The sequence below is a fragment of the Microbacterium horticulturae genome, assembly GCF_029094505.1.
Lineage (GTDB): Bacteria > Actinomycetota > Actinomycetes > Actinomycetales > Microbacteriaceae > Microbacterium > Microbacterium horticulturae.
Genome location: NZ_CP119108.1, coordinates 1787460 through 1800253, shown reverse-complemented (window position 1 = coordinate 1800253; position 12794 = coordinate 1787460). Strand labels below are relative to the sequence as shown.

Annotated in this window: 13 protein-coding genes; 9 read left to right on the top strand and 4 right to left on the bottom strand. The window is 68.1% G+C overall.

Features of this window, described 5'->3' with window-relative positions; genetic code table 11:
• Positions 1-91 precede the first annotated feature (91 nt).
• The 9 genes from PU630_RS08605 (at position 92) to lnt (ending at position 9990) form a co-directional block, all read left to right on the top strand.
• The gene (locus PU630_RS08605; RefSeq protein WP_275279964.1) at positions 92-772 is read left to right on the top strand and encodes an HAD family hydrolase; all 681 of its coding nucleotides are present in this window, start codon (positions 92-94) and stop codon (positions 770-772) included.
• Positions 769-1797: a tRNA (adenine-N1)-methyltransferase gene (locus PU630_RS08600; protein WP_275279963.1), complete on the top strand. Its 1029-nt coding sequence runs from the start codon at positions 769-771 to the stop codon at positions 1795-1797. Before PU630_RS08605 ends, PU630_RS08600 begins: the two co-directional genes overlap by 4 nt.
• Positions 1798-1806: 9 nt before the next feature.
• Positions 1807-2766, top strand: coding sequence for an FKBP-type peptidyl-prolyl cis-trans isomerase (locus tag PU630_RS08595; RefSeq protein ID WP_275279961.1), 960 nt, complete (start codon positions 1807-1809; stop codon positions 2764-2766).
• 45 nt (positions 2767-2811) lie between these two features.
• Positions 2812-3822, top strand: coding sequence for a helix-turn-helix transcriptional regulator (locus tag PU630_RS08590; protein WP_275279960.1), 1011 nt, complete (start codon positions 2812-2814; stop codon positions 3820-3822).
• A complete protein-coding gene (locus tag PU630_RS08585; RefSeq protein ID WP_275279959.1) occupies positions 3819-4832 on the top strand; it encodes a helix-turn-helix transcriptional regulator in 1014 nt (337 codons plus the stop codon). Before PU630_RS08590 ends, PU630_RS08585 begins: the two co-directional genes overlap by 4 nt.
• Before the next feature lie 32 nt (positions 4833-4864).
• A complete protein-coding gene (tatA, locus tag PU630_RS08580; RefSeq protein WP_275279958.1) occupies positions 4865-5101 on the top strand; it encodes a Sec-independent protein translocase subunit TatA in 237 nt (78 codons plus the stop codon).
• A 66-nt stretch (positions 5102-5167) separates the two neighbouring features.
• Positions 5168-5914 carry a twin-arginine translocase subunit TatC gene (tatC, locus tag PU630_RS08575; RefSeq protein ID WP_275280059.1) on the top strand — a complete coding sequence of 249 codons (747 nt, stop codon included), beginning with the start codon at positions 5168-5170 and terminating at the stop codon, positions 5912-5914.
• Positions 5911-8388 carry a DEAD/DEAH box helicase gene (locus PU630_RS08570; RefSeq protein ID WP_275279957.1) on the top strand — a complete coding sequence of 826 codons (2478 nt, stop codon included), beginning with the start codon at positions 5911-5913 and terminating at the stop codon, positions 8386-8388. Before tatC ends, PU630_RS08570 begins: the two co-directional genes overlap by 4 nt.
• Positions 8389-8409: 21 nt before the next feature.
• The gene (gene lnt / locus PU630_RS08565) at positions 8410-9990 is read left to right on the top strand and encodes an apolipoprotein N-acyltransferase (RefSeq protein ID WP_275279956.1); all 1581 of its coding nucleotides are present in this window, start codon (positions 8410-8412) and stop codon (positions 9988-9990) included.
• Here the strand turns inward: lnt and PU630_RS08560 are convergent, their stop codons facing one another.
• From PU630_RS08560 to PU630_RS08545, 4 genes are all read right to left on the bottom strand, one after another.
• A complete protein-coding gene (locus tag PU630_RS08560; protein WP_275279955.1) occupies positions 9991-10365 on the bottom strand; it encodes an RNA polymerase-binding protein RbpA in 375 nt (124 codons plus the stop codon). It abuts the gene before it with no gap.
• 102 nt (positions 10366-10467) lie between these two features.
• Complete coding sequence (locus PU630_RS08555; protein ID WP_275279954.1) at positions 10468-11241, bottom strand: glycerophosphodiester phosphodiesterase family protein; 774 nt, start codon at positions 11239-11241, stop codon at positions 10468-10470.
• Positions 11238-12203, bottom strand: a complete 966-nt coding sequence (locus PU630_RS08550) for an SPFH domain-containing protein (protein WP_275279953.1) — start codon at positions 12201-12203, stop codon at positions 11238-11240. The genes PU630_RS08555 and PU630_RS08550 overlap by 4 nt, the downstream gene beginning before the upstream one ends.
• On the bottom strand, positions 12200-12685 hold the full coding sequence (locus tag PU630_RS08545) for an NfeD family protein (RefSeq protein WP_275279951.1): 486 nt from the start codon (positions 12683-12685) through the stop codon (positions 12200-12202). The genes PU630_RS08550 and PU630_RS08545 overlap by 4 nt, the downstream gene beginning before the upstream one ends.
• Positions 12686-12794 lie beyond the last annotated feature (109 nt).

Genomic DNA, 12794 nt, shown 5'->3' with positions numbered 1-12794 from the left:
TGCCCTCCCACGATCGTTCGTCTTTCCAGGATAGGCGCCGTGACGTCGTCGTTCGCCCGGCCCGCCGCCGGCGGCTCGATACGATGGAGGGATGACTTCCCGCCTGCCCGCAGCCGTCCTCTGGGACATGGACGGGACCCTCGTCGACACCGAACCGTACTGGATGGCCGCGGAATCACCGCTCGTCGAGTCGTTCGGAGGCACCTGGACGAAAGAGCAGGCGCTGCAGATGGTCGGTCTCGGACTCGAGGACGCGGCTCGCCTGCTCCAAGGCGAGGGTGTGCGGATGGATGTCACGGCCATCGTGCAGCACCTCACCGACGAGGTCCTCGGTTCGCTGGCCCGGGACGGCGTGCCGTTCCGCCCCGGGGCGCGAGCGCTCCTCCGGGGACTGAAGAACGCCGGCGTCAAGACCGCGCTCGTCACGATGTCGATGCGCCGGATGGCGCAGACCGTCGTCGACCTCATCGACTTCGACGCGTTCGACGTCATCGTCGCCGGTGACGACGTGACCCGGCCCAAGCCGTACCCTGACCCGTATCTGCAGGCGAGCGAGCTGCTCGGTGTCGCCCCCCGCGAGGTCGTGGCGATCGAAGACTCGCCGAACGGCCTCCGTTCGGCCGTCGCCTCCGGTGCCGTGACCTTGGGGGTTCCGCTCATGGTCTCCCTGACCGGCACCGGCGCGCACGCGCTGTGGCCCACGCTCGACGGGCGCGGCGTCGCCGACCTCGCCGACCTGTACACCGCCCACCGTCCCGAAGGCTCCGCATGACCGACTTTCCCCGCCCGAGTGGCCCGTTCCGCTACGGCGACCGCGTGCAGCTGACCGGCCCCAAGGGCAAGCTGCACACCATCACGCTGCGCGAAGGCGGCGAACTGCATACGCACCGCGGCGTCCTGCCGCACAGCGCACTGGTCGGGCTTCCCGACGGTTCGGTGGTGAGTAACAGCTCCGACACCGAGTACCTTGCGCTGCGTCCCCTGCTGCGCGACTTCGTCATGTCGATGCCGCGCGGCGCCGCCATCGTCTATCCGAAGGATGCCGCGCAGATCCTCGCGCAGGCCGACATCTTCCCGGGGGCCACGGTGGTCGAAGCGGGCGTCGGATCCGGGGCGCTCTCGCTGTGGATGCTGCGTGCCATCGGTCCGACAGGGCGGCTGGTCTCGTTCGAACGGCGTGAAGAATTCGCCGAGGTCGCACGTGCCAACGCGACGACGTTCCTCGGCGAGCTGCCGGCCAACTGGGAGATCGTGATCGGCGATCTGAGTGCGGCGCTGCCCGCCGAATTCGGTCCGGGCACGGCCGATCGCGTCGTGCTCGACATGCTCGCGCCCTGGGAGTGCGTTCCGGCCGTGGCTGAAGCGCTCGTACCGGGCGGTGTCGTGCTCTGCTATGTCGCCACGGCCACGCAGCTGAGCCGTGTGGCGGAGTTCATCCGGGGGACCGGACTGTTCACCGAACCCGAATCGAGCGAGACGATGATCCGCGGCTGGCACGTCGACGGACTGGCCGTACGTCCCGACCATCGGATGGTCGCGCACACCGGCTTCCTGCTGACGGCGCGGCGGCTGGCACCGGGGGCCATTCCTCCCGATGTGCGGCGGCGTGCCGTGCGCAAGACGGCCTACGGAGACGAGGACGTCGAGGTGTGGACGCCGGGGGCCGTGGGCGACCGACAGATCACCGACAAGAACCTGCGAAAGCGGGTCCGTGACGCCGAACGTGCAGCCGAGGGTGCCCTGCGCGCGGCCGGCGACCGGCGCATCGCGGACGAGACACAGAACGAGACCGCCTAGACTGTTCCGGTGCGCAAGATCCCCGCTGCCCTCGCCGTCCTGTCTCTGACGGCCGTCGCTCTCGTCGGCTGTGCGTCCAGCAACGATCCCTCGGCCTCGTGCCCGCGAGCCACCGACGCCGGATCCTCGACGATGAATCTCATCTCGGTGACGGGTTCGCAGGACTCCGCCCCGAAGGTCGAGGTCGACACGCCACTGCACGCGAAGACCACGCAGTTCACGGACGTCGTCGCCGGGCACGGAAACGTGCCCATCACGAGCGACGCGCAGATGATCGTGCTCGACGTGGCGCTCATCAGCGCCACGACCGGTAAGACGATCGTGACGACGGCGTACGACGGCGATCAGAGCACGGTCTACCCGGTGTCGCAGTGGGTGCAGTCGTTCCCCGCCTTCGAGAAGGCGCTCCACTGTGCGACGGCCGGGACCCGCACGGCCGTCGCCATCGCGCCCGGCGGCGTCCCCGAGGCATCCCTGACGAGCCTGGGTATGAGCTCGGACGACTCGCTGGTGGCTGTTCTCGATGTGCGCAAGGTCTATCTGGCCGCAGCGAACGGCCGCAGCGTCTACAACGACGGGTTCGGCCTACCGGCCGTCGTACGTGCGCCCGGCGGGCGTCCGGGCGTCATCGTTCCCGCCGGCACTGCTCCGAAGGAGCTGAAGATCCAGCTGCTCAAGCGCGGCGATGGCGCGAAGGTGTCTGCCGATCGGCCCGCACTGCTGCAATACACGATCGTCAACTGGTCCGATAAGTCGGTCGCCTCCACCACCTGGGATTCGCAGGCGGAGTTCGTGACGCTGTCGACGAAGTCGAAGGGCTTCCAGAAGGCGGTCGAGGGGCAGACGGTCGGCTCGCAGGTGCTTGCGGTGATTCCGCCGGCCGATGGTGAGTCCGGTGTGAAGGACACGCAGATCGCCGTCATCGACATCCTCGGCATCGGGCCCGACACCAGCACGAGCGCCCAGTAGTCGCGCCTGCTCTCTTCGAGCGCGCGGCGACCCTAGGATGGGTGGATGTCCGCCGATGATCTGCCTGCGTCCGCTGCCGCGCGCAATGCGCCGGAGGAACGTCTGCTGAACCTCGTGGTCGCCCTGATGGCCACCGACCAGGGGCTGACCAAGGACACGATCCTGGGATCGGTGTCGGGATATCGCGAGCAGGCGGAAGCCGGCGCGTCGAAAGACGCGCTCGAGAAGATGTTCGAGCGCGACAAGGAAAATCTGCGCGCATTAGGCGTGCCGATCGAGACGATCGGCGACCGTCTCGAGCCCGACGATCTGCGACAGGCGCGGTATCGGGTGCCCACCAGCGAGTACGCGCTGCCCGAGGAGATCACCTTCGCCCCCGAAGAGATCGCCGTGCTCAACCTCGCGGCAGGGGTGTGGGGCGAGGCATCGCTGTCGGTCGACGCTCGCAGTGGCCTGCGCAAACTCGGGTCGCTCGGCATCGCGGTAGACGAGCCCATCATCGGATATTCGCCGCGTATCAGCCTGCACGAGGCGGCCTTCGCGCCGTTGCAGCGCGCGATCGAGCAGTGTCGTGTGGTGACGTTTCCCTATCTGAAGCCGGGGGAGGAGCACCCGCGCACGCGCCGGATCCGCCCCCTCGCGCTGCTGGAGTACGAAGGGCGCTGGCATGTCTACGGAATCGACGTCGAGATCGAGCGGGAGCGGACTTTCTTGCTCTCCCGCATCGTCGGCGCGGTGAAGGCGATGCGTCAGGGCTTCGACGAGTCTCTTCGCGAAAGAGCGGGCGAGCGCGCTCTGCAAGGGCTGGAAGACCTCGCCCGTCGTCAGACCGCGCTCCTCGAGGTGCACCCCGGCACGGAAGCGGCGCTCCGCCTGCACCGTCGCGGCACACCGGAGATACAGGGCGTACGCGTTCCGTTCGTCGACGTGCACATCTTCGCCGATGAACTCGCCTCGTACGGCCCGGAGGTGCGCGTGGTCGATCCGCCGTCGCTTCGTGACGAGGTGCGGCGGCGCCTGCAGGCGGCGCTCGAGGTGAACGGAGCCGCACGATGACCGCCCGACCCGTGCTCGCGACCGACCGCGCCGCTCTCATGCTGCAGCTCGTGCCCTACCTCATCCGCAAGGGCGAGGTGTCGGTGGCCGAGGCGGCAACCGACTTCGATGTGACGCCGGCGCAGATGCGCTCGATGGTCGAGAAGCTCACGGTGATCGGTCGCCCGGGCGACAACGGCTACTGGCAGATGGCGAACGACCTGTTCGACATCGACTGGGATCTGCTCGACGAGCATGACCGCATCTCGCTCACCAACGCGGTGGGCCTGGAACATGCGCCGCGTCTCACCGCCCGCGAGGCGGCGGCGCTGCTCGCGGGACTGCAGCTGGCACGGTCGCTGCCCGGCGTCGGTGACAGCGGCGTGGTCGCCGGGCTGCTGGCCAAGCTCGCCGGTGGCGCATCGAGCACGCCGGCCGATCTGATCGTCGCACCCGAACCGGTCGATGACGTCCGTGGGAGCGTCGATGAGGCTCTGCGACACGGAGTCGCCGTCTCTTTCACCTACAAGGCACCCGACGCGCCGGCGACAACCCGTACGGTCGATCCGGTCAAGGTACACATCGCAGAGGGGCAGTGGTACCTGCAGGGCTGGTGCCATCTGCGCCAAGCGATGCGGACCTTCCACCTCGACCGCGTCAGCGATCTCGTCCTCACCGACATCGCCATCACGCACGGCGAAGAGCAGCCCCCCGCGCTGTTCGACATGGGCGAGACCGGCAACCTCGTGCACATCCGCTTTCCCGCAGCAGTGGCATCGCTGCTGCGCGGGTACCTGGACAGAGCGCAAGCGGTCACAACGAGCGGCGAGCTGACACAGGCCACGATCAGGGTCGCCGATCCGACCAGCCTCAAGCGACTGGCGGCGGGACGCGGCGGAGACGTCGAGATCCTCGAGCCGGCGGGAGCGCGCGAGGCCGCGGCCGAATGGGCGCGGTCGGCCCTCGAGCAGTACACGGGCGATGACAGCCAGGGGCGTGCCGTCAGCGACTCTGCCCACCCAGAGGGTTAGACTGGACCGACGGCTCACGACAAGGAGACATCATGGGCGCATTCGGGTGGCCGCACCTGCTGATCATCCTCGCGGTGATCCTGCTGCTGTTCGGCGCTGCGAAGCTGCCGGCGCTGGCCAAGAGTCTCGGGCAGTCCGCTCGCGTGTTCAAGGGCGAGATGAAGGCGATGAAGGACGACGACACGGCGTCGTCCGCACCGAGCGAGCCGAAGGCGGATGCCCCGGCCGACGCTCCCGCCACGCACCCCGCGGGTGACACCAAACCGTAGCCGGACGTGACGCAGACAGGACCACCGCAGGTCGAGGAGCCCGAACAGCCCTCACACGACAAGCGGATGTCGCTCGGGCAGCACCTTCGGGAGTTGCGCAAGCGGTTGTTCATCGCCGCCGGCGGCCTCGTCGCCGGGATGATCATCGGGTTCATCATCAGCCAGCCGGTGATCGCGCTGTTGACCGAGCCGATCGCGAACATCGCGGCATCCAACGGCGACAACTACACGGCACTCAACTTCAACACCGTTGCCAGCGGGTTCGACCTGCGCATGCGCATAGCATTCTCGATCGGGCTGATCATCTCTGCGCCCGTCTGGCTGTGGCAGATCTGGGCGTTCATCATGCCGGGCCTGACCCGCAAAGAGGTGCGGTACACGATCGGGTTCCTGTCGGCGGCGATCCCCTTGTTCGTCGGCGGTCTCTATGTGGGCTGGCTCATCATGCCGCACATGGTCGAGATCATGGCGATGTTCGTCCCAAGCGGCCGGGGCGTCGCGCAGTTCTACGACTACTCCACCTACTACGACTTCGTCTTCAAGCTGCTGCTGGTGGTGGGCATCTCCTTCATCACCCCGGTCTTCCTCGTCGCGCTGAACCTCTCCGGCATCATGACAGGGCGCACGATTCTGAAAGGCTGGCGCGTCGCGATCATCGTGATCGTCGTCTTCGCGGCCACAGCGACCCCCGCGGCCGATGTCACGTCCATGCTGCTGCTGGCCGGCATCCTCTGCGTGCTGTACTTCGCCGCGGCACTGCTGTCGCTGCTGTTCGACCGACGCAAAGCCAAGCGCGCAACGGTGCAGCCGTGACAGACCCGAGTCCCGCGGAGCGCTACGCGAGCGCACGCGCCGACCGCCGGCATCCCCTCACCGCCGATTTCGCCGCCCGGCAGCGATTCGAGCTCGATGAGTTCCAGGTCGCCGCCTGTCACGCCCTCGAGGACGGGAGCGGCGTGCTGGTCGCAGCGCCCACTGGTGCGGGCAAGACGATCGTCGGCGAGTTCGCGGTCGACCTGGCCATGCGCGAGGCCGGGAGCAAAGCGTTCTACACGACGCCGATCAAGGCGCTGTCGAATCAGAAGTTCCGCGAGCTCGTCGACGTGTACGGCCCCGACGACGTCGGGCTGCTCACGGGCGACGTCAGCATCAACGGCGACGCGCGGGTCGTCGTGATGACCACCGAAGTGCTCCGCAACATGCTGTACGCCGACTCAGGGGCTCTGCGCGGGCTGAAGTTCGTGGTGATGGATGAGGTGCACTACCTCGCCGACCGCTTCCGTGGCCCGGTGTGGGAAGAGGTCATCATCCACTTGCCGCGCAGCGTGCGGCTGGTGTGCCTGTCGGCGACGGTGTCGAATGCCGAAGAGTTCGGCGACTGGCTCGACACCGTCCGCGGTGACACCGAGGTGATCGTATCGGAGACCCGCCCGGTGCCCCTCGAGCAGCATGTGCTGGTGCGCGGCGACCTCCTGCCGCTCTTCGACGACCGCGCGGGCGTGGCGACGGCACAGGTGAACCAGGAGCTCCTGCGCATCCGCTCCGTCAAGGGGTCGAGCCACGACAGCAGCCGGCGGTCGCAGTCGTTCCGCAGCGGCGGCTACGAGGCGAGCCACCGGCGTCCCTCGCGTGGCGGGCGCCGTCCCGTACGGTCGGCCACTGTGCACCGGATCGAGCGCATGGATCGTCCTGACGTCGTCAGGCTTCTCGACCGCGACCGGCTGCTGCCGGCGATCTTCTTCATCTTCAGCCGCGTCGGCTGTGAGGCGGCCGTCCAGCAGGTGCGCCGCGCCGGCGTGCGGCTGACCTCACGCGAAGAGCGCGACCAGATCCGTGCGCTCGTCGATGAGCGCACGCGCACGCTCGAGGATGAAGACCTGGGGGTACTCGGCTTCTGGGAGTGGAAAGACAACCTCGAGCGGGGCGTGGCGGCCCACCATGCGGGGCTCCTCCCGGTGTTCAAAGAGGTCGTCGAAGAGCTCTTTCAGCGCAAGCTCGTCAAGGCCGTGTTCGCGACCGAGACCCTCGCGCTCGGTATCAACATGCCGGCGCGCACGGTCGTGCTCGAGAAGCTTGAGAAGTTCAACGGCGAGGCCCGCGTCGCCATCACGTCGGGGGAGTACACCCAGCTCACCGGCCGTGCCGGTCGTCGCGGCATCGATGTCGAGGGACACGCGGTCATCCAGTGGACCGAAGGCATGGACCCGCAGTCGGTGGCGGCCCTCGCATCGCGGCGCACGTATCCGCTCAACTCCAGCTTCCGGCCCACGTACAACATGGCCGTGAACCTCATCGACCAGTTCGGCCGCTCGCGCGCTCGGGAGATCCTGGAGAGCTCGTTCGCGCAGTTCCAGGCGGACCGCTCCGTCGTAGGACTGGCCCGGCGCGTGCACGAGCAGGAGGAGTCGCTGGCCGGGTATGCCAAGTCCATGACCTGCGACCGCGGCGACTTCGTGGAGTACTCCGGCATCCGCCGGCAGCTCAGCGACCTCGAGAAGCTCAACCGCAAAGACGGGTCGGCGACCCACGCGGCGCGGCAAAAGCGGCAGCGCGAGATCCAGGGGCTGCGGCGACGCATGCAGCGGCATCCCTGCCATTCGTGCCCAGATCGTGAGAGCCATGCGCGCTGGGCCGAGAGGTACTGGAAGCTCCAGCGCTCGACGGACAAGATCCGGCGGCAGATCGAGACACGGACCGGCACCGTCGCGCGGCAGTTCGATCGTGTCGTGGACGTGCTCGCCGCGCTTCATTACGTCACCGTGGCTGACGACGGTGCAGCGGCCCTCACCGACGCGGGCCAGACGCTGCGGCGGATCTACGGCGAGCGGGACCTGCTCGTCTCGGAGGCTCTGCGCACGGGAATCTGGAAGGATCTGGATGCCGCGGGCCTGGCGGCTCTCGTCTGCAGCCTCGTGTACGAGCCCCGGCGCGACGAGGCATCGGCGGGGGAGCGGGCACTGCCCCGTGGCCCGTTCCGGGCGGCTTTGACGGCCACGCAGCGACTCTGGGCACAGTTGGACGATGTGGAGCAGGACCACCACCTGCCGGGCACATCCGAGGTGGCCGCGGGGCTCGCGCAGGCGATGCATGGCTGGGCGCGTGGTGCGCCGCTGGAGCGTGTGCTCGCCGACGCCGACATGGCCGCGGGCGACTTCGTGCGGTGGGCGAAGCAGACGATCGACCTGCTCGATCAGCTGACCCTCATCGGCGACCGCAAGGTGGCCGCCGTCGCGCGCACTGCGCTCGAGGCCGTCCGCCACGGGATCGTCGCGTATTCGTCTGTCTGAGCGGTGACCTACCCTGGAAGGGTGCCCGATGCCCGCGCTCTTGTGCGCCCTGTTCTGCCCCTCGGCATCGCCACCTTCACGGCTGTCGTCGCCGGCGCGCTGCTGACGACGGCCTTTCCTGCGCTCAGCTGGTGGCCGATGGTGTTCGTGGCCGTCCCGCTGACATTGCTGACCCTCATCGGGCGACGTGCCTGGGCGGCGTTTCTGGTGGGCTTCGCGTTCGGAATCGCGTTCTTCCTCATCAACGTGTCGTTCACCGGCCGGTACCTCGGCCCGGTGCCGTGGGTGGCGCTGTCGGTCCTCGAGGCACTGCTGACGGCCGCGGGTGCTGTGCCGATCGCATGGGCGTACCGGTGGATGCCGCGGCTGCTGCCCGCCCGCTGGGCGCGTGTGACCCTACTGCCGGCACTGGTCGCAGGACTCTGGACGATGCGTGAGCTGCTGCTGGGCTCGTTCCCGTACGGCGGGTTCCCGTGGGGCCGCATCGGGATCACGCAGGTGAACGGCCCGCTCGCCCAGGCCGCATCCTGGGTGGGGGTGAACGGGCTGACGTTCCTCGCCGTCTTCGTGTGCGCTGCCGTCATCGAATACGCGCGCGTTCGGCGTCCGCGCGATCTGCGCCTGCTCATCGCGCCGGTGCTTGTCGCCGTCGTGACTGTGGCGGTTCCGCAGTTCCCGACGACGGCAGCGGGCACGCTGCGGGTGGGCGCCGTGCAGGGCAACGGCCCGACGGGCTACTTCGATCGCAGGGGCCCGAACGACGTGCTGCAGGCGCAGCTGGACGCCACGGCACCGCTGCTGGGCAAGCATCTGGACGTGCTGCTGTGGCCCGAGGGCAGCATGGACACCGATCCGACGCAGGACAGCGCCACGGCCGCCGTCCTGGACGGCCTCTCGCGCGAGCTCGACGCCCCGCTGATCGTCGCCGCCGTCACGCAACGCGGTGACGCGTACTTCAACTCGTCTCTGTTGTGGAAGGCGGGCGCCCAGAACCCGGTGCAGACGTACGACAAGCGGCATCCCGTGCCGTTCGGCGAGTACGTTCCGGACCGGTGGCTCTATCGCCTGTTCGCGCCCGACCTGATCGATCTCATCCAACGGGAGTACACGCCCGGAACGAGCACGCCCGTCTTCGACCTGGGCGACGTCAGGGTCGGGCTCGCGATCTGCTTCGACGTGATCTACGACGACGTGATCATCGATGGCGCGAACGGGGGAGCGGAGGTGTTCATGTTCCAGACGAACAACGCCGACTTCCGCGGCACCGACGAGAACCTGCAGCAGCTCGCCTTCGCCCGCATGCGCGCGATCGAGACCGGACGGGCGGTCGTGAACATCTCCACCGTCGGCACCAGCCAGATGATCGCGCCCGACGGCTCGGAGATCGCGGGACTCACGAAAGACAAGGCGGGTTCCCTGCTCGAGGACGTGCCGTTGCGCACCGGACTCACGTCCGCGGTGGTCATCGGCCCCGCGCTGTCGGTCGTTCTGGGCTGGGGGAGCCTCCTGGCGCTCGTCATGTGTGGCGTTCTCGCCCGCCTGCGGCGCCCGAAGACGACGGATGCCGGCCCCGATGGGACCGGCATCCGTGAGAAGGAGTGATCAGGCGCTGAGCTTGGAGGTGTTGCCTTCGCCGCGGCGCGCGCGCACGAAAGCAAGGCGCTCTTCCAGCAGTTCCTCGAGCTCCGGGATCGTGCGACGCTCCAGGAGCATGTCCCAGTGCGTACGGGCCACTTTGTCGTCGCTGTGGTCGACGGTGACGGTGCTCTCGCCGACGCGGAGCACGGCCTCTTCGCCGCAGGTGCGGCACTCCCACGTGTCGGGGAATTCGGCATCGGCCGCGAACGTCAGCGTCGTCTCACGCTCGCAGACGGTGCACACGTACGTCTTCTGCACGCGGTCATGGAATACGACGCCCTCTTCGCTCTGTAGGCTCTGGGCGCCGAGTCGGATGCCGCGCAAGCTGCGGTCTGCCATTGTGTGGTCCTCTCGTCGCTACTCAGGTATAACGTGACGACCTGTGCGGATCATCCGAGATGACCCAGCCGCACCTGCTATTCACAGAGGAATCCCAGCGCATCAGGCACCGAGCACACCGAACGCGACATCGGCGCGGTCGGTGACGATGCCGTCGACTCCGAATGCCACCAAGCGTCGCATATCGTCGGCCTCGTTGATCGTCCACACATGAACCTCCACCCCGTTGCGATGCGCGGCCTCGATCAGTCCGCGGGTCAGAACCGTCACGGGGCCCTGTCGCTGGGGTACTTGAAGGGCATCGACACTGCGCAGGACGCGGTCGGCGAGGGCCCGCTGCCCGAGCCGGACTGCGGCGAGCGTGCGGACGATGGTGCCGCGACCTCCCGAGGTCGCCGGCGTCCCGCCGGTGGTGGAGGCCGCAGCCAGTGCGGTGCGCCGACGAGCATCGGAGAAGCTCGTCACGAGCACCCGGTCGGCGTAAGGGCCGATGATCTCGCCGGCGCGCCGTGCGGCGGCATCCACCTTCACGTCGATGTTGAAGCGCAGAGTGGGAAAGGCCTCGAGCGCCTGTGCCAGCGTGATGAGTCCGCCTCGGTCGCCCATGAGGTCCGCGAGCTCGCGCTCGGTGACCTCCGCGAGGGTGCGCGGGTCGCCGGTCACGCGCTTCAAGTCGCTGTCGTGGAACAGAACGACGACGCCATCGGCGGTGAGATGACAGTCCGACTCGACATAGCTCGCACCGGCCGCGTGTGCGGCGGCGACGGCCGCGAACGAGTTCTCGACGACGCCGTCGGCAGCGTCGTCGGGCGTGACCAGTCCGCGATGTGCCAGCACCCGGGGGGTGTCACCGGCGACGAACCAGGGATGTGTCACGGGGTCGGCGGCGTCAGCGGGGGCTCCTGCCCGCTCTCGGCCGCACGGGCTGCCGCGGCAGCCTCCGCGATCTTGCCGCCGAAGGCACCGGTGAGGCCCTTCATCGCATCGGTGAACTCGCTCGGGATGATCCAGAGTTTGCTCGAGGCACTGTCCGCGATCTTCGGCAAGGTCAGCAGGTACTGGTAGGCCAGCAGCTTGTCGTCGGGGTTGCCCTTGTGGATCGAATCGAAGACCGCCTGGATGGCCTGCGCCTCGCCCTCGGCGCGCAGCACCTGAGCCTGCTTGTCGCCCTCCGCGGTCAGGATCGCGGACTGCCGCGCACCCTCTGCCTTCAGGATCTCGGACTGCTTCGTGCCCTCGGCGGTGAGGATGGCCGCACGGCGGTCTCGCTCGGCGCGCATCTGCTTCTCCATCGAGTCCTGGATCGACAGCGGCGGGTCGATGGCCTTCAGCTCCACGCGCGCGACGCGGATGCCCCATTTACCGGTGGCCTCGTCGAGCACCGCGCGAAGACGCTGGTTGATCTCATCACGGCTGGTGAGCGCCTCTTCGAGGTTCAGCCCGCCGACGACGTTGCGCAGAGTGGTGATCGTGAGCTGTTCGACGGCACTCAGGTAGTTGGCGATCTCGTACGTGGCCGCGCGGGCGTCGTTCACCTGGAAGTACACAACCGTGTCGATCGAGACGGTCAGGTTGTCTTCGGTGATCACCGGCTGCGGCGGGAACGTCACGACCTGCTCGCGCATGTCCAGAAGCGGCCGCACACGGTCGATGAAGGGGACCAGAATGTTCAGACCCGGCATCAGCGTCTTGTGATAGCGGCCGAGCCGTTCGACGACGCCGGCCGTCGACTGCGGGATGATGCGGATCGCCCGGACGATCGCGACGATCACGAAGATCGCGATCGCGATCGCCAGCACCCACCCGACGATGGTGGGGATGTACTGCGCCGGTGTCATACCTGGCCCTCCTGTGGGAAGTCGGCGTCGGTGTGCACGTAGGCCGTGGCGCCCTCGATGCGGTCGACGCGCACGTGCGTATCGGGTGGGAAGGATGCCGTGTCATCAGCGGTGCGGGCGGTCCACGTCTCACCGTTGTCGAGCTTGACGAGACCACCCAGCCGCGTCACGGTCGACAGCACGAGCCCAGGCATTCCGATGAGGGCTGCGACGTTGGACGGCGTCGGGTCTTCGCCGCGGCGCAAGCGGTTCAGCAGCGGTGGCCGCACGAGGAAGATGAGCAGCACCGCCGCAAGGGCTGCGATGAGGACCTGGAGCCACAGTTCGGCGCCGAACAGGTCGGCGATGAGCCCGGCGAGGCTGCCGATGCCCAGCATGAGGAACGTGAAGTCCAGGGTGAGCATCTCGATCACGAGGAAGATCGCGATCAAGGCGATCCATGCGATCCAGGCGAACTGTTCGATCCCCGTGATGACGTCCACGCCACCTCCCCTTCGTGCTCCGAACCTAGCACGGAGCACAGGCGCGGCGACCGCATTGGTAAGGTCGAAACGCCGGTTCGTGGCGCGGTCCGTGCGGCTGCGGCATCCC